General features: G+C 62.0%; 22 protein-coding genes and 1 pseudogene. 14 read left to right on the top strand and 9 right to left on the bottom strand.

Annotated elements, in window-relative coordinates:
* The first annotated feature begins 1 nt into the window (after position 1).
* The 5 genes from AC57B6_RS11120 (at position 2) to AC57B6_RS11140 (ending at position 6,944) form a co-directional block, all read left to right on the top strand.
* Positions 2-1,405: an MFS transporter gene (locus tag AC57B6_RS11120; RefSeq protein ID WP_496421326.1), complete on the top strand. Its 1,404-nt coding sequence runs from the start codon at positions 2-4 to the stop codon at positions 1,403-1,405.
* A 435-nt stretch (positions 1,406-1,840) separates the two neighbouring features.
* The gene (locus AC57B6_RS11125) at positions 1,841-2,095 is read left to right on the top strand and encodes an RHS repeat domain-containing protein (protein WP_454806749.1); all 255 of its coding nucleotides are present in this window, start codon (positions 1,841-1,843) and stop codon (positions 2,093-2,095) included.
* Positions 2,096-2,133: 38 nt separating this feature from the next.
* Positions 2,134-5,766 (top strand): RHS repeat-associated core domain-containing protein, encoded by a 3,633-nt coding sequence (locus tag AC57B6_RS11130; RefSeq protein ID WP_496421327.1) that lies wholly within the window; start codon positions 2,134-2,136, stop codon positions 5,764-5,766.
* A gap of 14 nt (positions 5,767-5,780) precedes the next feature.
* On the top strand, positions 5,781-6,176 hold the full coding sequence (locus tag AC57B6_RS11135; protein WP_496421328.1) for a hypothetical protein: 396 nt from the start codon (positions 5,781-5,783) through the stop codon (positions 6,174-6,176).
* A gap of 531 nt (positions 6,177-6,707) precedes the next feature.
* A complete protein-coding gene (locus AC57B6_RS11140; RefSeq protein WP_496421329.1) occupies positions 6,708-6,944 on the top strand; it encodes a hypothetical protein in 237 nt (78 codons plus the stop codon).
* 262 nt (positions 6,945-7,206) lie between these two features.
* On the opposite strand, the gene AC57B6_RS11145 is transcribed toward AC57B6_RS11140, so the two are convergent.
* From AC57B6_RS11145 to AC57B6_RS11155, 3 genes are all read right to left on the bottom strand, one after another.
* Positions 7,207-8,949: a J domain-containing protein gene (locus AC57B6_RS11145; RefSeq protein ID WP_496421330.1), complete on the bottom strand. Its 1,743-nt coding sequence runs from the start codon at positions 8,947-8,949 to the stop codon at positions 7,207-7,209.
* Between the two features lie 9 nt (positions 8,950-8,958).
* A complete protein-coding gene (locus AC57B6_RS11150) occupies positions 8,959-10,665 on the bottom strand; it encodes a molecular chaperone HscC (RefSeq protein WP_496421331.1) in 1,707 nt (568 codons plus the stop codon).
* A 286-nt stretch (positions 10,666-10,951) separates the two neighbouring features.
* Positions 10,952-11,413, bottom strand: a complete 462-nt coding sequence (locus AC57B6_RS11155; RefSeq protein WP_106356184.1) for a GNAT family N-acetyltransferase — start codon at positions 11,411-11,413, stop codon at positions 10,952-10,954.
* 439 nt (positions 11,414-11,852) lie between these two features.
* On the opposite strand from AC57B6_RS11155, the gene pdxR reads away from it, so the two are divergent.
* Positions 11,853-13,325, top strand: coding sequence for a MocR-like pyridoxine biosynthesis transcription factor PdxR (pdxR, locus tag AC57B6_RS11160; protein ID WP_496421332.1), 1,473 nt, complete (start codon positions 11,853-11,855; stop codon positions 13,323-13,325).
* 34 nt (positions 13,326-13,359) lie between these two features.
* Here the strand turns inward: pdxR and AC57B6_RS11165 are convergent, their stop codons facing one another.
* The 3 genes and pseudogenes from AC57B6_RS11165 to AC57B6_RS11175 form a co-directional block, all read right to left on the bottom strand.
* Positions 13,360-14,463 carry an NAD(P)/FAD-dependent oxidoreductase gene (locus tag AC57B6_RS11165; RefSeq protein ID WP_106356284.1) on the bottom strand — a complete coding sequence of 368 codons (1,104 nt, stop codon included), beginning with the start codon at positions 14,461-14,463 and terminating at the stop codon, positions 13,360-13,362.
* Positions 14,464-14,621: 158 nt separating this feature from the next.
* On the bottom strand, positions 14,622-14,825 hold the full coding sequence (locus AC57B6_RS11170) for a DUF3562 domain-containing protein (RefSeq protein WP_028195916.1): 204 nt from the start codon (positions 14,823-14,825) through the stop codon (positions 14,622-14,624).
* Positions 14,826-15,054: 229 nt separating this feature from the next.
* Positions 15,055-15,258, bottom strand: a pseudogene (locus AC57B6_RS11175) (EamA family transporter); the annotation flags it as partial.
* Between the two features lie 40 nt (positions 15,259-15,298).
* On the opposite strand from AC57B6_RS11175, the gene AC57B6_RS11180 reads away from it, so the two are divergent.
* The 7 genes from AC57B6_RS11180 (at position 15,299) to AC57B6_RS11210 (ending at position 22,730) form a co-directional block, all read left to right on the top strand.
* Positions 15,299-16,075 carry a DUF1295 domain-containing protein gene (locus AC57B6_RS11180; RefSeq protein ID WP_496421333.1) on the top strand — a complete coding sequence of 259 codons (777 nt, stop codon included), beginning with the start codon at positions 15,299-15,301 and terminating at the stop codon, positions 16,073-16,075.
* Positions 16,076-16,139: 64 nt separating this feature from the next.
* Positions 16,140-17,240, top strand: a complete 1,101-nt coding sequence (locus AC57B6_RS11185) for a class I SAM-dependent methyltransferase (protein WP_491564655.1) — start codon at positions 16,140-16,142, stop codon at positions 17,238-17,240.
* A gap of 95 nt (positions 17,241-17,335) precedes the next feature.
* Positions 17,336-17,935: a uracil-DNA glycosylase family protein gene (locus AC57B6_RS11190; RefSeq protein ID WP_496421334.1), complete on the top strand. Its 600-nt coding sequence runs from the start codon at positions 17,336-17,338 to the stop codon at positions 17,933-17,935.
* A gap of 167 nt (positions 17,936-18,102) precedes the next feature.
* Positions 18,103-18,702: a cytochrome b gene (locus AC57B6_RS11195; RefSeq protein ID WP_025495978.1), complete on the top strand. Its 600-nt coding sequence runs from the start codon at positions 18,103-18,105 to the stop codon at positions 18,700-18,702.
* Positions 18,703-18,760: 58 nt separating this feature from the next.
* A complete protein-coding gene (locus AC57B6_RS11200; protein ID WP_030103746.1) occupies positions 18,761-20,224 on the top strand; it encodes a glycosyltransferase family 2 protein in 1,464 nt (487 codons plus the stop codon).
* Positions 20,225-20,428: 204 nt separating this feature from the next.
* Positions 20,429-21,667 (top strand): Rieske 2Fe-2S domain-containing protein, encoded by a 1,239-nt coding sequence (locus tag AC57B6_RS11205; protein ID WP_025495980.1) that lies wholly within the window; start codon positions 20,429-20,431, stop codon positions 21,665-21,667.
* Between the two features lie 649 nt (positions 21,668-22,316).
* Entirely contained in the window at positions 22,317-22,730 is a 414-nt protein-coding gene (locus AC57B6_RS11210) for a rubredoxin (RefSeq protein WP_025495981.1), read from the top strand.
* Positions 22,731-22,732: 2 nt separating this feature from the next.
* Here the strand turns inward: AC57B6_RS11210 and AC57B6_RS11215 are convergent, their stop codons facing one another.
* On the bottom strand, positions 22,733-23,587 hold the full coding sequence (locus AC57B6_RS11215; RefSeq protein WP_144194484.1) for an oxidoreductase: 855 nt from the start codon (positions 23,585-23,587) through the stop codon (positions 22,733-22,735).
* 58 nt (positions 23,588-23,645) lie between these two features.
* Entirely contained in the window at positions 23,646-24,575 is a 930-nt protein-coding gene (locus AC57B6_RS11220) for a LysR family transcriptional regulator (protein WP_496421335.1), read from the bottom strand.
* 85 nt (positions 24,576-24,660) lie between these two features.
* Here AC57B6_RS11220 and lysA point away from each other — a divergent pair, with 85 nt between their 5' ends.
* Entirely contained in the window at positions 24,661-25,929 is a 1,269-nt protein-coding gene (gene lysA / locus AC57B6_RS11225; RefSeq protein WP_496421336.1) for a diaminopimelate decarboxylase, read from the top strand.
* Here the strand turns inward: lysA and AC57B6_RS11230 are convergent.
* Positions 25,926-26,867, bottom strand: a complete 942-nt coding sequence (locus AC57B6_RS11230; RefSeq protein WP_046572124.1) for a LysR substrate-binding domain-containing protein — start codon at positions 26,865-26,867, stop codon at positions 25,926-25,928. The genes lysA and AC57B6_RS11230 overlap by 4 nt on opposite strands.
* Positions 26,868-26,920 lie beyond the last annotated feature (53 nt).

The following is a 26,920-nucleotide window of genomic DNA, read 5'->3' on the forward strand; positions in this document are numbered from 1 at the left end:
CATGAGAACTATCGACAACACCATAGGGGACCGCAGCAGCGCCGGTGTCTCAGGCCCCGTGACCCGGGGCTCGATCATCGCGCGTCTCGAGCGTCTGCCGAAGAACGCCATGCAGGTGCGCGCGCGCATACTGATCGGTCTCGCGACGTTCTTCGACGGCTTCGACGTGATCGCGATCGCGGCCACGCTGCCGATCCTGATTGCGAAGTGGCATCTGACGCCGTGGGAAATCGGCTTTCTGATCGGTTCCGGTTCGGTCGGACAGTTGATCGGCGCGTTCGTGTTCCCGTGGTACGCAGAGCGCAAAGGCCGCGTGAAGGCGATTGCGTTGAGCTCAGGGATCATCGGCATTACGAGTATTGCGTGCGGCTTTGCGCCGACCTTCGCGGTGTTTGTCGCGCTGCGCGTGATTCAAGGGCTTGGGCTCGGCGGCGAATTGCCCGTGGCAGCGACCTATATCAACGAGATTAGCCGCGCGCATGGCCGTGGCCGTTTCGTGCTGTTGTATGAAATCGTTTTTCCGGTCGGGTTGCTCGCATCGAATGCGTTGGGCGCATGGATCGTGCCGCGGTTCGGGTGGCAGGCCATGTACTTCATTGGCGGCATGCCGTTGATTCTGTTCTTCGTGCTGCGCAAACTGGTGCCCGAATCGCCGCGCTGGCTTGCGGAACGTGAACGAATGGCCGACGCCGATGCCGCTGTGCACGCGTTCGAACGCGCCGTGAAGGGTTCGTTGCCGCTGGTCACCCAGTCGGCGGAATTCGATGCGATGGCCAATCGTCATCCGAAGCGTCGCATGGGCGATCTGTTCGGGCCTGCCTATCTGAAGCGCACGATGGCCGTGGCAATGCTGTGGATTACGTGTGGCTTCATTCAGTACGGTCTTTCGACCTGGCTGCCGACGATCTACCGCACGGTTTATCACGCGCCGCTGCAATTGGCGTTGAATCTGGCGGTGGCGGCTTCGGTGCTGGGCGTGGTGGGTTCGCTGACCTGTGCGCTGCTGGTCGACAAGGTGGGTCGCAAGCCGATCATCAATTTGTCGTTCGTGGCCTGCGCGCTTTCGCTGTTGCTGGCCGGAGTGTTCCACAACGCGTCGGTGTATGTGGTGGCGACTTGCTGCGCGTTTGCGCTCGGTTTTCTGGCTTGTGGTTTTATCACCGCTTATGTGTACACGCCGGAACTGTATCCGACCAGCATCCGCGCGATGGGCTGCGGTGTGGGCGGCGCGTGGCTGAAGGTGGCGGCGATCTTCGCGCCCGCCATCGTGTCGAAGACGATGATCGGCGGTAATCTGCAGGTGGCGTTTTATATTCTCGCGGCTGTGCCGTTCATTGCGGCGATCACGGTGCACTTGCTTGGGATTGAGACCAAGGGGAAGGTGCTGGAGCAGCTTGAGGCTTGATGCCTTTTGGGGCGTGTGATGGGTTTGGTGGGCGGTTGATGTTGAGGTTGAAGGAACCGCGATGGCAGGGAGATGAAGGGCGCACTGGGTGGTGCGCCCTTTGTTTTTTGTGGACGGCAATGGATGCGCTCTGGAAGTTCAATGTCAAGCGCGGTTAGTCCATGCGGTCGGGTCACTTGCGCTCGCACAAGATTCTTCAAAGAGCGTGCTTTGTGTAGGGGATTTACTACTCAATTACAGATTCATCCTCTATGAATCCAATCTGCTTTTCAATATCTTTTTGTTAATTAGTAAACCTATATATGGGGGATATTGATGGTCGGTTCAATTGGACGTTTGTTTTCCTTCTGCACAGGCAGTCGGCGAGAAGGTAGGCGAATGGCGGCCGGGCGTATGGCTGGTTCTTGCGCTCTGGTCTGCCTACTGATGCCTGTGATGCCTGCCTACGCCGACGACATCACCTACGGCTACGACGCATTGGGCCGGTTGACGTCGGTCAGCGTGTCTGGCGCCACCGCGTACTACGACTACGATGCGGCGGGCAACATCACGGCAATCCGGCGGCAGGGTGGGGTGGCTTCTGCGGTGCCGGTGAGCGGCGCGGGTTCTCCGCCAACTGCGGAGGCCGGTAATCCGGCATTGTCGTCAATCCCGACCCAGCTCAGCGCGCGCCAGGTTCGCGGCGCCTGATTCCTTCGGGTTCCTTCCCCCGCCTCTCCCAGATCCTTATGCACACCATCGATGCCCTCGCGGCGCGTCGGGTCCTCCTGCGCCCGTTCGTGCTGTTCTTCTTCGTGCTGCTGTCGTGGTTTGTCACGCCGCACGCGCATGCGGTCGAGTGCCCAAGCCGCTACGCCGCTTCCGGCGCTTACCCTGCCGATCCGATGTGCCCGCTCAAGGCCGCGGCCGCTGACTTCGGCGGCATGGGCGGCTACGTCTGTGGCGATCCGTCGGTGATCGCGAGCTATTGCAGCGGTCCGTCGGCCACCGACACGACCGAACCGGTTTCGCCCGAGGGCAGCATGCCGGACGACCCGGACAACTGCGCGGCCGACGCCACTGCCGGGTGCGGCAGCAGCACGTCGGGCGGTGAGCCCGTCAACCTGTACACCGGCCAGTTCTACTTCTTCCGCCACGATCTGGCGGTGGCCGACACGCTGCCGCTGGATCTTGCCCGCACCTACCGCAGCGGCGCCTACGACAGCAGCGGCCGGCCGCTGGTGGGCGCGTTCGGCGTCGGCGGCGGCCTGAACTTCGACACGATCCTCGCGATGAGCACGGACCGCCAGCGCCTCGAACTGCGCCAGGCCACCGGCATCCGTGTGCCGTTCACGCCGCGCGCGGGCAGCAGCGGCAAGGGCTGGGACGATCTGACCAGTCCCGGCGAGTACTACCGTGCCCGCATCGACGCGGCCGGCACGACCGGCCTGACGCTGACGCTGCGCGATGGCCGCATCCAGCGCTTTACGTCGATCGGCGGCGTGTACCGCCTGAGCCGTCTCGAGGACCGCAACGGGAATGCGGTCGTGATCGCCCGTGACAGCAGTACGGGCGCGATCACCAGCGTGAGCGGTCCCAATGGCCGCACGCTGACGTTCACGTCGATCGTGGGGGCGCGCGGCACGTCGCTCATTTCGCGCGTGACCGACCCACTGGGCCGCCAGGTGAGCTACACATACGACAGCGCGGACCGTCTGGTTCAGGTGAGCGACGCGGCTGGCGGCATCTGGAAATACGGCTGGGACAGCAACTCACGCCTTGCGGTCATCACCGACCCCGAGGGCAACCTCCAGGTCGCCAGCACCTATGACGGCAACGATCGGGTCATTGCCCAGAAACTCGCGGACGGCAGTACCTTTGCGTTCGCCTACACGCTGGGCGGCGGCAAGGCGACGCAGACCGACGTAACCGACCGGCGCGGCAGCATCCGCCGCGTGGAGTTTGACGCAAACGGACGGGTGGTGCGCAACACGTATCCGCTGGGTGACACCGCGCAGCAGGTGCAGACCTTCACGTACGACGCGACGGGCCGGGTGACGAACCTGACGGCAGGCGATCGCCAGTACACCTATGGCTACGACACGAACGGCAATCGCATCAGTGAGGCCGATCAGTACGGCACGCTGCACACGCGCACCCATGACAGCTACAGCCAGGTCCTGACGGACGCGGAGGCGGGCGATCCGCAGCGGGGCGTCGCTACCGTCTACACGTACGACGCGAAGGGCAATCTGCTGACGGTCACCGACCGCTTGGGCAACCGCACGACTTTCACGGTCGACGCGCAGGGTCGCGTCCTGACGGTGACCGATGCCTTGAAAGGCGTCACACGTTACACCTATACCGGCGGCGACCTGACGGCTGTCACCGATCCGCTGAACCGCACCACGCAGTACACGACGGATGCGGCAGGCCGTGTGACGGCGGTGCAGGACCCGCTGGGCAACAGGACGAAGCGCACCCTCGACGCGCTGGACCGCACGACCGATATCACCGATGCACTGAACGGCGTGACCCGCTTCACCTGGGACCGCAACGGGCACCTGCTCAGCCAGAGCGACCCGAAGGGTGTGACCACGCGCTACACCTATAACGCCATCGGCCGTCCGGTGAGTAAAACCGACCCGCTGGGCCGCAGTGAGACGTACACGTGGACCAGTGCGGGGCAACTGGCCAGCGTGACCGACCGCAAGGGGCAGGTCAGCAGATACACGTATGACGCGGCGGGCCGCCTCGCGCGCAGGGCGTTGACGCCGCTCGGCGGGGACCGGCCGATGCGCACCCAGAGCTACGGCTGGGACACGGTGACCGGGAAATTCCAGATCACGTCGCAGAGTGCCTGGAAAGATCCGTACTTCACGGACAACGCTGCGGTGCTGATGGTTAAACGCGATCCGGTCAGTGGCAAGGTGGCGAGCGTGCAGGAGTTTCCCAATCTGCCGGGGCACCAGACACAGCAGTATGGATATGCCCCGGACAGCCGCGACCTGACGCGTGTGGTGCTGAACGACGCGACAGTGGAGTACATGCGCGACGCGGAACACCGGATCACGCAGGCACAGTACACCCTGAACGATGAAGCGCCGAAGACCTTTACCTTTGCCTACGACGCCCTGGGCCGCCGGTCGAAGGCGACGCTGGGCAACGGCATTGCGATTGGCTACACGTGGGACGCCGCCAGCCAGCTGACCGGGATCACATACGGCAGGAGCGACGGCACAACGATTGGCACACTGACGTACACCTATGATGCGGCCGGCCGCCGGACCGGGATGGGCGGCTCGCTCGCGAAGACAACACTGCCGCAACCGGTCGCTGACGCGCAGTACAACGGCGCGAACCAGCTCACGCGCTGGGCGGGAAAGACGTTCACCTATGACGCGAACGGCAGCCTCACCGGCGACGGTGTGAATCGCTACGGCTGGGGCGTGACTGGCGAGTTCAGTCAGATCGACAGCGCGGACGGCAGCAGCATCCAGTACCAGTACGACGTGCTGGGGCGCCGCAAGCGGATGATCGCGAACGGCAGCAGGACGACGGACTACCTGAACGTGGGCGACGATCTGGCGCTTGCGAACACGGACGACGACTGGTCGCACCGGCTGCAGCAGTTCCCGCTGTTCGTCGGGGGTGCGCCGGACGAATTGCTGATGCGGCGCATTGGTGATGATCCGGCAACCGACCGCTACGTGCTGCGCGACGCGAACAACAACGTGATCGCGCTGACCAATGCGGGGCAGAACATCGTCACGCAGTACCGCTATGAGCCTTACGGACAGACGACGCTGAGTGGCGCAGCGGATGCGAACCCGCAGCAGTACACCGGGCGGGAGAATGACGGGACGGGGTTGTATTTCTATCGGAACCGGTACTACCACCCCGCAACGGGCAGGTTCATCAGTGAGGACCCGATCGGCTACGCGAGTGGGCAGACGAACGCGTATGCTTATGTAGGTGGGAATCCGGTTTCGTACAGTGATCCGTCGGGCCTGCAGGTACCGTTCCCATACACGCCGGTCCCACCGCTGCCGGGCGCGGGGTCAAACACACCGTCCTGGGTTTCTCCGCCGTGGGGCGCTCAGGGGGCTAGCGACTGGATCAGGGATACCGTTGGCGGGATATTTTCAAACGGTGGCGCCGATGATCCTGTTGTTTATCCGAACAATCCGCAAGAAGCACCGGGGAACTTTGAGCCTATTCGTGGAACGCGCGGAAAAAAATGTCTTGATGATGGTTCTGTTTGGGAGAAAGACACCTCGAGCCATGGCGGAGACCAATGGAAGCGGTGGAAGAACGAGAAAGACTGGAGCAAAGGAAGGACGCCAAATAGTATTTGGCCTGATGGACGCATTCGAAAATAAGGGAGGTCGCAACGGTGTCGTTAAAATTCATTGGCTTGCTAAGACGCGCTCTCCTCGAATGGCCCGAGGTAGTCGACCTGAGCGTACTGGTTCGACACGATCCGCTATCGGATCGCTATTCAGTTAAAGGCTTGTACGATTTGTCTGATGCGAGGGAGGCGCGCTATATTGGATCGACAGAGGAAATTATCATGCGCAACCTACACAATTCAATCTTCGGCGTGTTGCACGAAGCCGCGTTGTGTGTCAGTCGAATAAGGCCGGCCGATCTTAGGGAAGCTGCTATTCGTGTTCGATTTGAAAAGCACTTAAAGAATTGTATGGAGATGCCGGAGCTTCGGTTCTTGCCTGCTGACATCGAACTGGGCAAGCGCTACTTTGCTGAGAACCAGGGGGGTGGCACACGCTAGTCCCTAGCTTTGAGGCTATCAACAGTCAGGCACCAGAAGGGCCGCGTTTGAGCGGCCCTTCGTTTATCTACTCTTGCTCGGGCGGAGCGGTGGGCTTTGGACGGTTATAGCGAACCAGAGGTAGGCACGTTCAACGAATGCAGCTACGACGCGCTTGCCCAAGTGCAAACCGATGAGTGTCAGCGCAGTACCGTTTGTCTGCTATCGGAACCGGTATTACAGTCCGAACCCCGGCAGGTTCATTAGTGAAGACCGATCGGCTACGCGAGTGGACAGACGAACGCGTATGCTTATGTAGGTGGCAATCCGGTTCAATATGTCGATCCGTTTGGTCTGGCTACGACACCGACTGCTGATGAAATTATTTCTAGTCAATGCCAGGCGAGTGTGCGGCGCGTTTCCCGGGGCAGTATCTGGGCATGACCTTGGACGAGATAAAAGCGTTATCGCGCAATGGAGATCGTGATGCCAAGACGGCTTGGAAGCTCTTGAACGATAGCCGGTTCAGAAAGTGAACTTGATGGAGGCGCTATGACCCACGCGCTGTATGACTTGTTGGAAGAGCTCGATAGTCGGCGGCTGTCCTACAGCCTAAGTAGGCACCGCATAGACTCGGTGTTGGTTTCTTTGACGTTGCCCGGCAAGCGGATAGAGATTGATGTATTTAACGACGGAAGACTGGAGATGTCTCAGTTCTCGGGCGATGAAAGCGTCATAGACGACGCGGATGAGATATTCCGGATCGTCAACGATGCATCAAGCGGCTAAGGTCCCGGCTATTGCCAGGAGTCCGTGGTATCACAAAAGGGGCCGCGTTTCGCGGCCCTTCTGCATTTAAAGCGGCGTAATGATGAGCCGCTGGTACTCGACGGTGATACGCACGCGTGATCCGGGTTCAAACTGGCGGTCTCAATCATCGTCCGGAGAGCTTCATACACGGATGGAAGCACAGCCGTTCCGATTTCCGCCAGCGCTCCAATCACTCCACAGTAGCAGACCGTTATTCCCACCCGCGGCCAGCCACCACCCATCACCCCACCGTCCCCCGCGAGCCCCTTCTCTGCTTAATCCCATCAATAATCCAGACGCTCATCAACCCCGCGCTCACGCAAGCAATGATATCCGGCCTGGACACAGCGATAGCCAGCCAGACCAGATGCACATAACCGCGGAAAAATGCCGGCACAGCCCGGCGCAGATCATTCCAGCGCGTCGTCGCCAACACGCCGCCCATTGCCGCCATCACCGTGAAGAGCGCCCACGCGAATTGCGTCGAACGCTCCTCGCGCTGCAGCAACAAAACGATCAGCGCGACGAAACCCGCAAACCACATCGCCACGCCAAACCACGCAGCGCGTGGTCGGCGTGCGAACCAGCCACGCCACTCCTGTTGCGCAAAAGAGAAGTAGAAAGCGAACAGCACGCCGTGTGCGAACGGCATTGGCCATGCGCGAAGATCGGTGGAGAGCCAATGCCCGACGAAACCAAACCCGATCGCGCCGACGGCGGCCAGTATCGCGAGCTGCTTGATGCGCGGCCATCCATAGATCAGCGCGGCCCATATCGTGCATACACCGAGTGTGTCCATTGCAATCGAGGTCAGGCGCCCGCTGCCTGCGTCGCACAACGCGCCGGCCGTTGCGCCAAGCCACAGCGGAATCCAGCCGTAACGCAGCCAGCCAAACGAGCGTAGCGCGCGCAGCCGCTGTTGCTGCGGCTCCGACAGCAGCACGGTTATCGCGGCGCTGGTGACCAGCGTCACCATCAATGTGGCAAGAAGCACCGCCAACTGGACTGGCGTCCATTGATCTAACCATCGATCGCCTTGCAGGTTCATCGAAGCGCTGGCGAACAGCAAGCCGCACCATGCGCTCAACGCGAGCGTCGGGCCGAACAGGCGTCCCGCGCCGACGCGGAACGTCAGGCAGCGGGTCCAGAATTCGACCTTCTCACTGTCGAGCCGCAAGCGCACGACATTCGGATGGTAGCGGCCGAGCGCAGTCAGCAACTGTTCCATCTCGGTGCGCACTCCCGCGCGCAGCAATGCACGCGCGCCGGTAGTCAACGGGAGCTGCGGCCCTTCGAGGAGCGCCATCGCATTCGTAAAACGTAGCCGCAACGCGTTGTAGTCCTCGTCGGCGAACACTCGGTCTAGCGCGAGCGTTGCAATGGCAGCGTTGCGCCGGCGCAGATGGGCGGCGTTGTCGCGCCATCCCAGAACCTCACTCAGGTTCATGCGTAGCGTGGCTGGCGCGTCCTCGTTCAGACAATGAACTAGCGCCTGCCATTCGAGTTCGTCGCGCGTCTGGATGTTGACGACATGGGAGAATAATTCCTGCAAAGAGCGGCGCGACTCGAGCTGGTCCCGTTGTGCGACGAAGTCTTGCCACAGTTGGACCGCGCTTTCGAAAGCGTCGGGCTCGCGACGGCGGACCGCAGGCGATGCCTGGGCGAAGCCAGATGATGGCGACGTTGACTCTAGCGTCGTCAGCGAGACCTGCACTGTCGCAGGTCTCGCATCCGGCATCGTTGCGGATTGCGGCATTCGCGCATGTGCCGAAACATCAGCGGTCACGCCGCCCGCCGCGCCGTCATTCACCATCTGCAACGCAGACTCATACGCATACCGCAGACGCTGAAACGCCTCGGCGTCCTCATCCGGGCGTTGTTGTTTCAGCAGACGCGCATAAGCGCGGCGCACCGTGCGCTCGTCGGCGTTCGCTGCAATGCCGAGTACGTCCCAAGGCCAGTGATAGGCAGAAGTGGTATCCATGGCCGATCATTAAGTCATATGCACATCGAACCGATCCAGCAGCGCGTTCAATTCGCTGCGCGCATGGCCGATTTCCTCGGCGTTCTGCCGCTCGAGCAGCGACTGGAAGCGCGCGATATGCGCGGCCAGATATTGCCGATGCTCGCCAAGCGTCTCCTCATACACGCGATCGGCGCGCGTGAGCAGCGCGCGATTCTCCAACTGATCGCGCGGATGGATCTTCAGCGCGGCCAAGGCGGCGAGCCGTTCACCGATTTCTTCCGGCGTCAGCACGCCGGGATTTTCTTCGATCACCATTGCGCGCTTTACGCCATCGGGGAAGGCCGTGGCCTCCACTTCCAGCACGCCGTTGATGTCGTACGTGAAGCGCACGTCGGCGCCGGCCTGGCCAGCCGGTTTGACCGGCACGTCGAGTGTGAATTCGCCGAGTGGCACGTTGTCGGCGGTCAAGCGCGCTTCGCCCTGGAACACTTTGATGCTTAGGATCTGCTGACGGTCGCTCACCGTGAAAATCCGCTGCATGCGGCTGACCGGCACGATCGTATTGCGCTCGATGATCGGCAGAAAGTGGCCCGGCACGTACTGGTTGGCACCAACCTGCATCGCGGTATCGATACCGAGGCTATACGGCGCGACATCGGTCAGCACCATTTCGTCGAGTCCCGCATCGCGCTTGACCAGCCCCGCCTGCACGGCGGCGCCGAGCGCTACCACTTCATCCGGGTTCAGATGAGCGGCGGGTAAGCGGCCGAACATCTTCGAGACGAGCTTGCGCACCATCGGCATACGCGAGGCGCCGCCGACCAGGATGATTTCGTCGAGCGCGCCGACAGCGATCTTCGAATCGCGCAACGCTCGCTCGACCGGCTTGCGCAACCGTTGCAGCAAATGCTCGCAGGTGCGCTCCGCGGCGGCGGCATCGAGTTCGAGGCCGTGCTCAGCGTCGCCGACCGTGAGCTTGAGCGTGACGCTATCGGCACCGTTTTGCGTGAGCAGACGTTTCGCACGCTCGGCCTGTTGATGCAGGCGTTGCGCGGCAATCGGCGTGAGTGCCCCGGCGCGCAGATTATTGCGCTGGCAGAACAGCGCCACGAGCGCCTCGGTGAAGTCTTCGCCGCCGAGAAAGTTATCGCCCGTGCTGGCGCGTACTTCCATCACGCCTTCGAAGAAGTCGAGCACCGAGACGTCGAACGTGCCGCCGCCCAGATCGAAGATCAGGAACTTGCGTTCGCCGTCGCGCCGATGCACGCCGTATGCGAGTGAGGCGGCAGTCGGTTCGTTGACGAGGCGCAGCACGTTGAGCCCGGCCAGTTCGCCGGCGATGCGTGTGGCCTTGCGTTGAGCGTCGCTGAAATACGCCGGCACCGCGATCACGGCGTCCTGCACCGGTTCGCCGAGAAATGCCTCGGCGTCGGCCTTCAGCGATTTGAGCACCAGCGACGACAACTCCTCAGGACGCAATGTCCGCACGCTGAGCGACACGTTGCGATTCGTGCCCATATAGCGTTTGAAGCTGGCGGCAGTACGTTCGGGATGCGTGTGCAGGCGGTCGTGGGCGGGGCGGCCGACGAGGATCGAACCGTCGTCGTCGACCGAAATGCACGACGGCGTGAGCACGTCGCCGAGTGCGTTCGGAATGAGGGTGGCTTCGTTATTGCGCCAGACGGCCGCAAGGCTATGCGTGGTTCCAAGATCGATGCCGATGATCGAAGGCATGTACAGTTTCCGATTCGTTTTACGCCCCTCCGCGAGGAGATCGCCCAAGGTCGCGTGGGAGCCAGATGGCGCTCCGTTCAATGGCGATAACGGCAAGCTGCCTGCAAACTTGAGCCGGGCGGGGAACGAATGCGGTGAGAAGTGGTACCGCCGATGCGGTACGCATGGTGGCCTGGTGAGCCGTGGAACCCGCGGATGCGGCGCGTGGCCGCGCAGAACAGGCGGCCCGGAATGGAGTGATGGAGCGGGAGACGCTAGGCCCGTCAGACGGGCCTGCTGTGGTCGGCTACAAAGCCTTGCGATAGACCACGAAACCGGAGTGGTCCGCGACCTTGTCGTACAGCTTCATCGCCGTGTGATTCGTTTCATGTGTTTGCCAATAGACCCGCTGCAGACCGTCTGCCCTGGCTCGCGCATACACCGCCTCGATCAGTGCACGGCCAACCCCTTTGCCGCGCTCCGTGTCCAGCGTGTAGAGATCCTGCAGATAACAGGTCGGTGCCACCATGGTGGTGTGACGGTGATACAGGAAGTGCACGAGGCCGAGCAACTGGCCGTTGCTTTCTGCGACCAGCGCGTGCATCGGCTCGTAGGCATCGAAGAAACGCCCCCATGTGACCTGGGTGATCTCGCGCGGCAATGCTGTTTCGCCCGAGCGGCCGTAGAAGGCGTTATAGGCGTCCCACAGCGGCAGCCAGGCGTCGAAGTCGGCGGGCGTGACGGGGCGGATCTGAATGGCGTCGGACATAAGTGTGGTTCCTTGTTGGGTGAGGGTGGGCGGCGAGTCGACCGGCCTCGCTCGGGCTGAGTCGAACAGGCATAGACGGCAGCGCTGAATGCCAGCTCGCGCTCTGTTTCGCCGGCGGTTATTGCTGTAGCGGCTGTAGCGGCGCCCACTTCGCTATCGCGCTGCGCCAGATTCTCGTTCACGCAGGCATCCAGCCTGGCGCGTGCCGTTGCCGCAGGCTCGAGCAGCCCATAGCCGTATGCCGCGCACGCCAGCGCGACGCACCACTTTACCCCGGCGCCGTAGCCCCGGCGCGCGGTGACAGCGTGACGTGCGGGCGTGTTCATAGCATCGACCTCTCTCGCAGTATTCGGTGGCGGCGTCTCTGGAACCGTCAGCATAAGAAATTTGTGGCACCATTGTTAGCACCACGAGAAAGCCAGAATTTGGAGCCACGAATTTGGACTACGGTCTGTTGATGTCGAACGTCGAGCGCGCAATGGGTGGGCGCAAGCTCACGCAGCAGGACCTGCTCTACGAGAGTCTGCGTCGCGCGATTCTCGATGGCGATATCCGACACGGCAGCCGTCTTCTTGCTACACGAGCGCTCGCCGAACAATTGGGCATCGCGCGCAACTCGGTGCTCTACGCCTACGAACGGTTGACCGACGAGGGCTTCATCACCGCGAGCCGGCATGGTTCTATCGTTAGCGTGGTGAGTGGTTCAGGGAGCTCGATCGCCGCGGCAAGCGGCAGTGCGCAGACGCCGGAAAACCGTTTATCGCGCCGCGTCGCGGCTCTGCCGCGCGAGCGCACGAGCCCGGACGATCCCACGCCGTTTCGTCCAGGCGTGCCCGCGCTCGATGAATTCCCGCTTGCGCAATGGCGTGCTTCAATGGAGCGTGCATGGCGTCTGGTCGAACCCCGCGAGCTCGGGTACGGCAACAACGCTGGGCATCCCGCATTGCGCCGCTCGATTGCGGAGTACGTGCGCGTGTCGCGCGGCGTGCGGTGTTCGGCGGAGCAGGTGTTCATCACGTCGGGCACGCAGGCGAGTCTCGATCTATGCGCGTGCATGCTGGCCGACCCGGGTGACAGCGTCTGGGTCGAGGACCCTGGCTATCACGGCGCGAAGGCGGCGTTTCAGGCCGCCGGTTTGCAACTGGTGCCGATTCCTGTCGACGCCGCCGGCATCGCGCCGACGCCCGATCACTGGCAACGGACACCGCCGCGCCTGATGTACATCACGCCCTCGCATCAATATCCGCTCGGCAGCGTGTTGAGTCTGGAGCGGCGCTGGTCGATCATCGAGAACGCGACGGCGCGCGGTGCATGGATCATCGAAGACGACTACGACAGCGAACTGCGCCATAGCGGCCCGCCGTTGCCGTCGATTCAGGGTCTCGCGGCCGACACACCGGTGATTTACCTCGGCACCTTCAGCAAGACGATGTTCCCGGCGTTGCGCATGGGCTTCATGGTCGTGCCGGCGCATCTTGTCGGCGAAATCGACGAGGCGCTCAGCGAGATCGCCCGGCAAGGGCGCGTGGCCGAGCAGATTGCGTTGGCGGATTTCATCGATAGCGGGAAATACGCGCGGCATTTGCGGCGCATGCGGCGTCTCTATCAGCAGCGCCGCGCCGCGCTGGTGCATGCAATCGAGCGGCATATGCATGACCTGGTGACGGTCTCGTCCGATGGCGGTGGCATGCATCTGACAATGCGGCTCGATGCGCCGCTGCGCGATCAGGACGTGAGCGCCGCAACACGTGAGCACGGTTTGCATATCGCCGCGCTCAGCGGCTTTTGCCAGCCATCCGCTAAAGATGCATCGCGCTACAACGGCTTCATGCTCGGTTATGCGGGTATCAAGCCGCACGAAGCCGACGCACTGGTGGCGCGACTCGCCGCCGTGGTGCGGGGGCTGGGCTAGATTGCCAACACGCGAGCGGAGGTCCTGCTAACGATCAGGGCGCTTCCGCCCTGAGCCAACGCGCGAGCATGGTGTCGTCATCCGTTTCGAGCGCTTGTGCGACCCGGCGCCCGACGGCCGCGCCGAATTTATAGCCGTGCCCCGAGCATGCCGATACCACCAGTGTGTTGCCGAGGCGCTTCGAAAAGAAGCGGCTATCCGCCGTAAACGTGTAGATGCAGGTTTTTACTTCGGTAACCGTATATTCGTCGATGCGGCTGAGCGGCGGCGAAAATAGGCGGCGCAGGCTGTCGCCCTCGCCGGGCGCCGCATCGCGATTGGCATCAGGATCGGGTGCACGCGATTTGTGCACGCCAGCGCCAAACTTCAGACCAATGTCGTCGCTCGGCGGCAGCACGTAGCCGCCGTTGTCACCACCGATATCCACGATAGCGGGCGCAGTCGACCACGCGTGCGCCAGATCCGCCGGCGGCTCCATATAGGCGACCGCATTGCGATAGGTCATCAGATTTTCGGCGAGTGCCGGGAACAGTTGCAGCGTCCATGCGCCGGCGGTGACCACGAGCCGGTCGGCGCGGATGATGGTGTCGTCGTCGATTCGCACGGAGGCCGCATGCGCGTCCACTGCGAGCACCTTGGCATGGGTGCGAATGTCCGCGCCGCGCATCTTGAGCCACGCTTTCATATCGCGTGCGATGCGTTCGCTGAACAGCGCGCCGCCGTCGTGATCGAGGTAAGCGTAGCGAAACGTGGCGGGGTCGAGAAAGGGGTAGCGCCCGGCTGCTTCCTGCGGGTCGAGCAGTTCATACTCGAATTTCATCCGGTCGAGGCCGGTGCGGAAATGCGCGGCGCCATCGCCGGCATGTTGCGAAATGCCTAGCACGCCGCAGTTCGCATAGTGGGACACGCCCAGGTCATTCCACAGCAGATCCCAACTGTCAAACGCCTCACTGATGGTGCGTGCGTAGCCGTCGGCGTCACCATAGGCGCGGCGAATCATGCGGTGCCGGTCGCCCGAGGCTGCGAGCGGATTCGGAATCGAGCCCTGCTCGATCAGCGTGATGTCGTGTCCCAGCTTCGAGAGCGACCATGCTGTGCTCAAGCCGGCAATCCCGGCGCCTACGATTGTCACCCGCATTGCCATCTTCCCCCGAGTCCATGTATCCGGGTCAGAGTCTAGCAGTGGGAAAAATAAATCGATACGCGTTCTGGCGAATCGCCGCGCGAGCGGGCGGGGTCGATCCGGAGTGCTATCAAGTGTTATCAGGCAGGCGGTGGTCTCCGCGCGCCGCCGTATCAGTGTTTGTGTTTCGACGTATGACGCAGCTTGTCGCGCACTTTCTTCGCGGCGAACAGCGGCACGTAATCGAACACGCGTGCTTCGTGCCGGTAGTCGGCGAGTGTGTCTGCATACATCTTCGAGACCGTTTCCGTGGGGGTATCGGTTTCCTCTGCGATGCTTCTCACCACTTCGTCGACATTAGGCTCGGGTTGGGACATGGATATCTCCGGGGCAAGCGGGGTGGGCAGGTGGGGGTGAAATAAACAGGCGCGCACAACAGGAGTTGTATTAGAGGATGCGTTTCACCGCGATGCCAATTGAATCGGCCTATCGTATGAACCGTTCCAGATAAATTTTTTGTCTTGCACTGCAGCAGGTGCCCGTACCGTGCGGCGGTGCGGGAATTCAATGTGTATGTCGATGATGAATATCCGGGAAATGCGCGTGCGCGGTGCCGAGATTGCGCAGTGCGACGACGAATAACACGAGACTCACGCCGTAGCCCGCGAATCCCGTCAGCATGGCTAACGCGGCGGTTGGGACCTTGGGCCAGATTGCACCAAAAGTGAGCGCGAATGCCACGTTGACGGAACCGGCCACGAGTCCCTTTATGCAGGCAATGAACATGGCCGGTGCATCCGATCCTGCCCTTACGGCGTATAAGCCGTGTCAACTTTGGACGAGGACCCTCATGCAGCCACTCGCCGCCGCCGTGGTCGCCCTGATTGGGCTCATTGCGATCTTCAGCGCCGTCTGGGTGTGGCAGTTGAAGACCAAAAACGCCGGCATGATCGACCCGGTCTGGGCTTATTCGCTCGGTCTGGTCGCCGTGCTCTACGCCGTGCTCGGCAACGGCGACCCGGTGGCGCGGGCATTGACTGCGCTGGGTGGTCTGGTTTGGGGAGTGCGGCTCGGCACGCACCTGTGGAAACGGAATTACGGCGGCGCTGAAGACGCGCGCTATCGCCGCTTCCGCGAAACATGGGGCAACAAGGCGGCTGGCAAGATGTTCTGGCTCTTTCAGTCGCAAGTAGTTGTCTCGATGCTGCTGTCGATCGCCTTTATGATGCCGTCTTACCGCAGCAGCCCACCGGCGATCGGCTGGATCCTGCTGGCTATCGCGTTGTGGATCGTGTCGGTAGCCGGCGAAAGCATTGCGGACCGGCAACTCAAACGTTTCGCGCAGGACCCTGCCAATCACGACACCGTCTGCCGCGTGGGTTTGTGGCGCTATTCGCGGCATCCAAACTACTTCTTTGAATGCGTGCATTGGCTTGCTTACCTCGCGCTGTCGGTCGGCACGCCCTGGGGATGGTTCACGCTGCTGCCACCGGTGCTGATGGCCTTCCTTCTGCTGAAGCTCTCCGGCATCCCGCTGCTCGAAGAAAGCATGGCCAAAAGGCGCGCCGGCTACGCCGAGTACATGCGCACCACCAGCGCGCTGATTCCGTGGCCGCCGCGGCATTGATGAACCGGCCAGGGTATTGGTGAACGTTCAGACGAGTTTGGAACAACGATAGGGAGTTAGCCTCATGAGCCTTTCCACCACCGGCCATACCATGCCGCCGTCTCCCGCTGAGGCACGCGATGGCTGGCTGATCCAATGCTGCGAACGCGGCTGGCTGCCCGATGGCCTGATCCGTTGCGGCATGCGTCAACTGATGCGTCGGCGTTTGCGTGACGAAGCGATCGACAATGGCGAGCTGCGCGCGCAACGGCTCAACCGTCTGCTTGATCACTTGCGCGCGAGTCCGATTGCTATCGAAACGCAGGCTGCCAACACGCAGCACTATGAGGTGCCGGCGTCATTCTTTCATGCGCATCTCGGAGCGCATCTGAAGTATTCGTGCTGTTTGTACCCGACCGGCCACGAGACGCTCGCGCAAGCCGAAGTGGCGATGCTGGAGTGCTATGCCGAACGCGCAGAGCTGGCCGACGGCCAGCGGATTCTCGATCTCGGTTGCGGATGGGGTTCGTTGTCGTTGTGGCTGGCGGCGCGTTACCCGCACGCGCAGATTGTCGCGCTCTCGAATTCGCACGGGCAGCGCGCGTTCATCGAAGCGCGTGCGGCAGAGCGCGGCTTGCGCAATCTTTCGGTGGTCACGGGCAATGTTGTCGATTTCGAATTCGACGAAGCGCAGCGTGGCGATGGCTTCGATCGCGTGGTGTCGATCGAAATGTTCGAGCATATGAAGAACTACGGGCTGCTGCTTGCCAAAATTTCGCGCTGGATGCGCAACGACGCGAAGCTGTTCGTGCATCTCTTCGCGCATCGCACGCTGGCCTATCACTTTCAGGTGCAGGACGGCAGCGACTGGATGTCGAAGTACTTTTTCACCGGTGGCACGATGCCGTCCGAAGCGCTCCTGCTGAACTTTCAGGACGATCTGCGGATGGAGCGGCAGTGGTGGGTGAGTGGCGCACATTACGAGCGCACGGCGAATCAATGGCTCGCCGCGCTCGATGCGGCGCGCGATCGTGTGATGCCGATGCTCGTCGAGACGTATGGCGCGCGTGACGCCGCTGTGTGGCTGCAACGGTGGCGGATGTTCTACATGGCCGTGGCTGAGTTGTTCGGCTATGCGAAGGGCAACGAGTGGGGCGTGGGACACTACCGGTTTGTGAAGCGGTGAACAGTGCCGCGGTGCCGCGGTGCCGCGGTTGACCCGGCGTCATTGACGGGGTAAACGTAGCGCTTCTCGAAGTACGCAGGATAGAAACGCTGGTTATGACCGTCACGAAAGCGATTTCACTGAATCGGCTGTTGCTCGACATTCGCGCCTGTACCGTTTGCGCGCCGGTACTGCCGCATGCGCCGCGGCCGATTGTCGTGGCATCGGCTGATTCGCGCATTCTGATCATCGGCCAGGCGCCGGGCGCGCGCGTGCATGCTTCCGGCATTCCATGGAACGATGCGAGCGGTGCACGTTTGCGGACCTGGCTCGGGGTCTCCGACGAAACCTTCTACGATGCCTCGAAATTCGCGCTTGTGCCGATGGGGTTCTGCTTTCCAGGCAGAGGCGCGAGTGGCGATCTGCCGCCGCGGCCAGAATGCGCCGCACATTGGCATCAAACCTTGCTCGCCCAGTTGCGCGAGGTGCGGCTCACGCTGCTGATCGGTCAATACGCGCAGCGCTTTGGTCTCAGTGACGCGTTCGGGCCGACGCTCACCGATACACTGCTGCGTTGGCGGGAATATGGTCCCGACCTGGTGCCGCTTCCGCACCCTTCGCCACGCAATATTGCCTGGTTCAAGCGCAATCCATGGTTTGAAGCCGAGGTGCTGCCGGCTTTGCAGACGCGCGTTGCCGCGGCGCTCAACGCATGATTCGCTGGATGCGGGCGAAATAAACGGAAACACACAATTAAGCGCCCGGCGGAATAAAACGGCACACTGGCACGTTAGCCTGATACGGCGGCGCGACTGGACCTGTCCGGCATGGCCGAATTTTCAAATAGCTTTCGCTGGGAACCCCATTTGCAGACGGAACGACCATGAATACCCACGCCGATTCCCTGACCGATTCGAACGGCGCCTTGCAGCCGTCGCGCTATACCCGCACGGCAATCGCGCTGCATTGGCTGATCGCGCTGTTGATGATCGGCAATGTCGTACTTGGCCTGACCGCTGAATCCTGGCCTGACGACTGGGTGCGTCCGGTGGTCGATACCCATAAGTCGATCGGTATCACGGTGCTCGGCCTCGCGCTGATGCGCATTTTGTGGCGCGTGTCGCACAAGCCGCCGCCGTTGCCGCGCGAGTTTCCGTCGTGGGAGAAGGTCGCCGCGCATGCGGCCCACTTCCTGCTGTACCTGCTGATGATTGCACTGCCGCTGTCCGGCTGGCTGCACGATTCCGCGTGGAAAGATGCGGCCACGCATCCGATGCGGCTGTTCAACCTGTTCCCGTGGCCGCGCATCGGCTATGTGATGCACCTCGACCCGGCGCTCAAGGAGACCTTGCACGACCGCTTCGGCGCTTTGCATACGTGGCTTGGCTATGCGCTGTATGCGCTGCTGGCCATGCATATCGGCGGCGCGTTGAAGCATCAATGGATCGATCGGAAGTCGGTTCTGAAGCGCATGGTGCCGTAAGCGCAATCGCGCTGTCTTTACTCTAACAACCGCATCAACGACGGACTCAGCAGTCATTTTGAAGAAAACTCTGGAACAGGCGCTTGCCCTTGCCTCCCCGCGCATTCTGCCGCGTCCCACGACGCTGCTGAGTTCGCTGATTCATCTCAGCGTTGTTGTGTTGTGGCTGCTGTTGTTCGCGCGCGCATTCTTTCTGCAAGGTGTGGTGGCGTGGTCGACCGGGATTGCGTACGTGGTGTACGACACATTGCTGCTCGCGTTCGTCACGTGGAAAACATTGCCGCTGATGCGGCCTACGTTACCGCTCGAACCTGATGGACCTGATGTCGATCCGCACGCCCTGCCGGACATGGGGGTGATCGTCGCGTCCCACAACGAGGCGACGGTGTTGCCGGTCACGCTCGCGGCGTTGCTGCGCCAGACCCACGGTCCGGCGCAAATCGTGATTGCCGACGACGGTTCCACCGATGCGACCCACGCGCTGCTCACCGAACGCTTCGGCCTCGTCGCCGCAGCCGAGGGCGTGCTGAGCGCGCCAAGTACGCTCTACCCCAATCTCTACTGGCTGCGCGTGCCGCACGGCGGCAAGGCGCGCGCGCTGAACGCCGCCATCATGGTCATGACCACCGACACCGTCATGACCGTCGACGCCGACACGCTGCTCGAAGACGACGCCACTTACGCGATGCGTGCCGCTTTCGCGAGCGAGCCGAAGCTGGTCGCGGCGGCTGGCATTCTGGTGCCGGTGTGCGGCAAATCAGCGTCGGGCCGTGTGTTCCAGTGGTTCCAGACCTACGAATACATGCGCAACTTCATCGCCCGCTTTGCGTGGATGCGCGCCGACAGTCTGCTGCTGATTTCAGGCGCCTTCGCGTCGTTCAAGCGCGATGCGCTGGTCGACGTGGGCGGTTTCGATCCGCAGTGCCTGGTCGAAGACTACGAACTGATTCATCGGCTGCGCCGCTATTCGGTCGACCATGGTCTCGGCTGGGACGTGCGTGTGGTCGGCGACGCCCGCGCGCGTACCGACGCGCCGGATAACCTCGGCAGTTTCCTGCGGCAACGGCGCCGCTGGTTCGCGGGCTTCCTGCAAACGCAATACTGGAACCGCGATATGACCGGCAACCCGCGCTACGGCACGATGGGCATGCTGATGCTGCCGGTCAAGGCCATCGATACGATGCAGCCGATTTACGGGCTGACTGCCTTCGCGCTGTTGCTCGGCTTTCTGTTCGGCGGCCATGGCGCGATCGTCGTGTCGATTTTCAGCGTGATTGGCCTCAAAACGGCGATCGATCTGGCGTTCTATCTCTGGTGTATCCATCTATACCGCCGCTGGACCGGACTGCGCACCGGCTCCAGTTTGCGGATGGCGGTCCTCGCGGCGATCGCCGAGCCGTTCACGTTTCAGCTGGTGCGGCACGTCGGCGCACTGCTTGGCTGGCTCCATTTCCTGCGCGGCGGCCGCTCGTGGGGCGTGCAACGCCGCTCCGGGCTCGTCACGCACGACGAAAGTCACTAGCCAATCGTCTTCAATCGCCTTATCTGACACGGCCATAGCGGCAGACCGGCGCGCTTGCGGCCATGGTCCGCCGGGTGGCGGCATGGCGTGCCGTGTCTGCCATGGAACCACGGGGCTTCGGCTTCTAGTAGACTGTGCAACGATACCGGCCTGCGAATTGCAGGGCGGTGACCTTCTATCCGCTCGTGCACGGAGGCCCCACACATGCATGCTGTTCCCCCGCTCGAACAAGACATCGTCGATGCGCCGGTCGATGCGTCGGTTGCTCAGGCAGCCGCGCAAACCCAAGCCCCAGCAACCGGGAATGCAGGCGCGCCCAATCAGGCCGCCCCCGATGCCCCGGTGCGCGATCTGCGCCGTGTCGGTATTCACCCGGACTACTGGTATCCGCTCGCATGGTCGCATGAAGTGAAGCGGGGCAAGACGCATGGTGTGACGTTCGCGGGCGAGCCGATCGTGCTGGCGCGTACGGAGTCCGGCAAGGTGTTCGCGCTCGAAGATCGTTGCGCGCATCGTCAGGTGCCGTTGCATCAGGGGGTGGTGGACGGTGAATCGATCCGCTGCGGCTATCACGGCTGGACTTACGACTGCTCGGGCAAATGTATCGACGTGCCGTATCTGGGCCGGGAACGTTTGCCGAATGGCGTGCGCTCCTATCCGTGCCGCGAGATCGAGGGCCTGATTTTCGTCTTTCCCGGCAACGCCGAATTGGCCAACGAACGGCCGTTACCGGCGTTCGGCTCCGTGTCCGACAAGAAGTACAAGACGCGCCGTTTCGGCCGTCCGGTGAATTGCCACTACTCGTTCATGCACGAGAACCTGATGGATATGAACCATCAGTTCCTGCATCGCCGGCAGATGGGGCAGATGCGCGCGCGGTCGTTGGGTCGGCGGCGCGGCGAAGGCTGGGTCGAAGTCGATTACACGTTTGCGCGCATGGCCGGCCAGCAGCCGATCGGCGAAGCGATCGTGTTCGGCCAGAGCCGCAAGGCGGGCGGTGACAACGACAAGGACGTCATGACGATCCGCACCGAGTATCCGTATCAGACGCTGCAGATCCGCACGTCCGAACAGACACTGGTGATGGACTTGTGGATTGTCTACGTGCCGCTCGATCGCGAACAGCGCACGAACCGCACCTTCGGCCTGCTGTCGATTCGCAAACCGGGAATTCCCGGCGTGCTCAACCTCGCGTGGCCGTTGCTCGTGTGGTTCACCGAACGCATTTTCAAGGAAGACCGCGAGATCGTCGAAGCCGAGCAGCGCGCGCACGATACGCAGGGTGCGGACTGGAATCACGAGGTGTTTCCGGTCATCAACGAACTACGCGCGTTGCTGCGCGAGAGCGGCGCGCCCGATCAGGTAGTGGGCGCGGGCACGGGCGATGCTCAGGTGATCCGTTTCTGGGATTCGCGCCACGGCAACCGATTGTCGAATACCTAATATTCGAGTTTTTTGGCGCTACAGCGGACCGCACAATCGTCGGCGACGATGAGCGGTACGCCGGCGGCGCCGGCTATAACGAGACGCATAACACGCATTCAGTGCGGGCTCATCGATCGGTAAAGCCAAAATCATAAAGATCCGCTTGAGGGTGCTAGTCGATAAGTACCGAACTGCATGCAGTGATGCCGGTTGTCGTGTTGCTGGTAGGTCTCGCCGTCATGGCGGTGGCGCTGGTGAAGGGCGGTTCCAAGCAGCCATTGCCGCTCGCGTCGATTACAACTTTCCACTCGCTGGGGAATTAATCCATCTCCAGCCGGTGGGGAATTCTGGCCGTTCGAGCGGCGATAATGGCATCTGACACACGCGGGTTTGCGCCAATCGAGATGCGTCGGACGTCGACCCGTGTACCATTTCGCTTTTTCCGACCTTGAAGAATAGCTCCGTGACTACGCAACAAATCCCCACCGCATCCCGTAAGTCCCTCACCCTGCTGCAATTGCTGGGCATCATCGGCGCCGCCGGACTGATCGCAGCGATCGTACTGAACCAGTTTGTCTGACCCCATCTCCCGCTATAAAGCGCTCGCTTCAAGCATCCGACCCTAAGCCGGCGCTCGCCGTCGGCTTCATCGATATCCCGATTTGCCATGTATAAGAAGGGCGTAGCGGTAGAAATCCAGTTTTCCCCCGAACGGCTCAACGACGGCGCCGGCGATCCGTACTGGATCGATTTGACGCAGGCCGAAGCGCAACGGCTATTGGAAAGCTTGCAGACCCGCCTTGCTGAAAGCAGCGTGGGAACGGCAGCGCCGTTGGTGGTAAGCCTCGATGCAACGCCGGCGTCGCCAGCGTCTGCTGAGACGGCTTCGCCACCAAGCGCGGTGTCCGCGGACGACTTCAAACAATGGGTCTGCGTGATCTGTGGCTGGATCTACGACGAAGCCGCCGGTTTGCCGGAAGAAGGTATCGCGCCGGGCACCCGCTGGGCAGATGTCCCGGCCGACTGGCGCTGCCCGCTGTGCGACGTGGGCAAGGAAGATTTCGCGCTGGTCGAGTTTTAAGCTTAGTCCGTTCCTTGCGGAAAATCCGCGCCGACCGTCGTGGCTTCCCAGGCATCGAAATCACCGCGCATGAAGTCCAGCTTCTTGCGTGCCAGTTCGAGCGCAACCTTGCCGAGCAGCAGACGCAGCGGCGGCGTGTCCGATAGCGCGGCGTCGATGATCGCCTGAGCCGCGCGCACCGGATCGCCCGCCTGTTTGCCGCTGCGCGCCTCGGTCTGCTTGCGGCGCTCGCCGGCTGTGGCGGCGTAGTCGTCGATCAACGTTGCCGATTGCTTGATCGACGGACCTGCCCAGTTCGTGCGGAACGGGCCGGGTTCGACGATCAGCACGTCGATGCCGAGCGGCTTCACCTCAGTGGCAAGCGATTCGGACAAGCCTTCCACCGCGTATTTGGTGGCGTGGTAATAACCGGTCGCGGCAAAGCTCGCGAGGCCGCCAATCGACGACACATTCACGATCAAGCCGCTGTGCTGCTCACGCATGATCGGCAGCACCGCCTTCGTGATATCGATGAGACCGAACACATTGGTCTCGAACATTGCGCGGACTTCGTCGTCCTCGCCTTCTTCGATCGCGGCCAGATAGCCGTAACCCGCGTTATTGACGAGCGCGTCGATACGGCCGAAACGCTGTTTGGCCTGAGTGACCACGTCGGTGATCTGCTTGCGGTTCGTTACGTCGAGCGGCAGCACCAGCGCGCGGTCGCCGTGCCCTTCGGCGATATCTTTCACTTTAGACGGGTCGCGCGCGGTGACCACCGCGCGCCAGCCACGCTCCAGCACCAACTTCGCCAACTCGCGGCCGAAGCCGGTGGAACAACCTGTAATTAGCCAGACGGGATCGTCTCGGTTCATCATTTGGGAAACTCCGGTTCAGGGGACTAACGTGGCGCGGATGGATCGTCGAGCAGCGCCGTTAATATTTCTTACGTCGTGAATGGGTTTTCAATTGTAGTCGCAGTGCCGCGGCCTCGCTCTGCAGCGCTTCAACGAACGCGCCCGCGAGCGGATGGCTCGGACGATACTCCGGATGAACCACGCTCACGCGAAACGGCAGCGAAATGGCGAGCGGCCGGATATGCAGATTGCGCCCCGCGAAATCGAGCGCGGTAAGCGGATTGACAATGGCCACGCCGAGCCCCTGCCGCACGAAACTGCACACGGAGACGGCGGTGGGCGTCTCGATCATCTGGCGGCGCGCAATGCCCGCTTGTGCGAAGGCTTCGTCGATCTGAATCCGGTACGGATCGTTCGACGACAGGCTGACGAATCGCTGACTCGCAAAATCTTGCAACTCGATTACGCGCTTGGCGAGCAAAGGATGTGCATCGGGCAGCACGCACACTTCGTCCACTTCGAGCAATGGCGTCAGGCGGGTTCCGGCGGGTGGCGCGTCGTGTTCGGTCAAACCGAGGTCATAACGTTGCGCGGTCAGCCATTCTTCGAGAAAGGGCGATTCCTGCGTCGCGATCGAGAGGCTGACGCCGGGCTGCGCATCGTGAAAACGTTTCGACGCGCCGGGCAGAATCGAATGCGAAAACGCAGGTAACGCGATGATGGAAAGCTGGCCGCCTTGAAATTCGCGCAGGCTTGCGGCTGTGGAAGCCACTCGTTCGAGTCCGATATACGCGCGCTTGATTTCGTCGAACAGCGTCAAGGCAGACAGGGTTGGACGCAGCCGCCCATGCACGCGTTCGAACAGAGCAAAGCCGATGCTTTGCTCCATGCGTGCAAGTTCGCGGCTTACCGTGGGCTGCGAGGTGAACAGCATGTCGGCCGCTTTGGTGACGCTGCCTGCCGTCATCAATGCGCGGAAGACTTCGATGTGCCGATGGGTGAGCGCCATGATGTCTATATCAGAAATGAATGGGTTGGCGAATAATAGGTATTTTACTGAATGGCCAGTTCTTAGCATCATGTTGGTCACAACCATGCTTTCAGATCAAGAGCCGAGCACCGTGACTACTTTCAATCCACAACAGCTTGTCGAACTCGCGCGTCAGTACGGCACGCCTCTTTGGGTCTACGACGCTGACGTGATTCGTCAACGTATCGCTGAACTGCGCAGCTTCGACGTGATCCGCTATGCGCAGAAGGCGTGTTCGAATGTGCACATCCTGAAGCTGATGCGCGACGAAGGGGCGATGGTCGATGCTGTGTCGCTGGGCGAAATCACTCGCAGTCTCGCGGCGGGTTTTACGCCGGATCGCGATCCTGAGGGCGTGGTGCTGACGGCTGATCTCGTCGATCACGCGACGCTGGCTACGGTGATCGAACATCGCATTACGGTCAACACCGGATCGCGCGATATGCTTGAACGGGTGGGACAGCATGCGCCTGAAGGGCACCGGGTCTGGCTGCGGATCAATCCGGGTTTCGGTCACGGCCACAGCAACAAGACCAACACTGGCGGTGAGCATAGCAAGCATGGCATCTGGCTCGACGACGTGCCGCTGGCGATAGCGATGGTGCGGCGCTACGGCCTGAAGCTGGTCGGGCTGCACATGCATATCGGCTCCGGCGTCGACTACACACATCTAGCGCGCGTGTGCAACGCGATGGTCGAAGCGGTGCGGAGTCTGGGACACGATATCGAAGCGATTTCGGCAGGCGGCGGATTGTCCGTGCCGTATAGCGCAGGCGAGCCGCGGATTGACGCCGGGCACTATTTTCGTCTTTGGGACGATGCGCGCAAGCAGATCGAAGCACACCTCGGACATCACGTGAGACTGGAGATCGAACCGGGGCGCTTTCTTGTCGCGGAAGCGGGTGTGCTGATCGCCGAGGTGCACGCGCTAAATCGCCGGCCGAACCGGCAATTCGTCCTGGTCGATGCGGGCTTTAACGACCTGGTGAGGCCGTCGTTCTACGGCAGTCGTCATGAGATGACGGTAGTAAAAGGCCATGGCATGCGGAGTGAAGCGACGGTTGGCGCCTTCACGGTGGCCGGACCGTTGTGCGAAGCGGGCGATGTGTTTACGCAGGAGGCGGGTGGGGTGGTGACGAACCGCGCCATGCCGACGCCGGAAGTGGGCGACTTCATTGTGTTTCACGATGCAGGCGCATATGGTGCGTCGATGTCATCGAACTACAACAGCCGGCCGCTGGCGCCTGAAGTGCTGCTGGAGAAGGGCAAGCCGCGTTTGATCCGGCGCAGGCAGAGCATGCAGGAACTGATTGCGCTCGAAATGCCCGGCTAATTCTGTCGAGCGTGGTCGCTGCGAGCCCTCACCGTGCGTGTGTACGACGCGATCATCGTCGCGAGTTCCTGGGCGGCGGGTGTGATGGGAATCGCCGCACGCTGCAGCAGGCACACGTTTTGTTCGACCGCACGCTCGCGCACGTTGATCGATGTGAGCGTGCTCGCAAACGGCCCGCGTTTCGCCACAATCGAGGCCTCCAGCGACAGGCAGTCCGTCGCACTGACCAGGTGCAGCGTCTCGTACAGACCTTCCACCGTGGCGATGATTTTCGGCGGTGGCAAGCCGTGACTCTCCAGCAGATGGGTCAGCCGGTTGACTTGCGGGTCGTCGGTGAGATTGGGCGAACGCGTTGCTACCCACGTGCAATCGGCGAGCTCGGCAAGCGAAGTGGCGCCCGCTTTCGGATGACCGCGACGGCAGACGATCACGGGATCGGACGGATAGAGCGGTGTGACGGACAGATCGGCCGTGTCCGTATGCTTCGATACCAGAGCGACAGCGAAATCGAGCGTGCCTTCGCGAATCCACGAAATCATCATCCGCGACGTACCGGTGCGCAAATGCACCGCGACCCGCTCGAAGCGCGCGCGGAATTCCGTCAGCACCGGTGCGAAGGCGTCGACGAGCGGCTCGGTGGTCATGCCGAACGTGACTTCGCCTGCATAGTCGCCGCGCAATTGCTGCACTTCCTGTTCGGCCCGCTCGCATTCGCCGAGAATCGCGCCGGCCCGCTGCAACAGGCGCTGGCCGAGCGCGGTTAGCGCGATTCCGCGGTTCGTGCGGGTGAACAAGGTCGCGCCCAGCATCGATTCGAGGTGCTGCAACTGTTGCGTGATACCGCTCTGGGCGATGCCGAGCGCCCGCGACGCAGCGCGAATGCTGCCATGCTCGGCGACAGCGGTGAATGCGCGTAGTTGGGAGATCGTCAACGCCATGCGGAGTTTCCGTGATCGGTAAAAGTGATCATGATATTACTTTCGGGACTTCT

It is taken from the genome of Paraburkholderia sp. BGA-UO-ETr-F12, assembly GCF_059567945.1.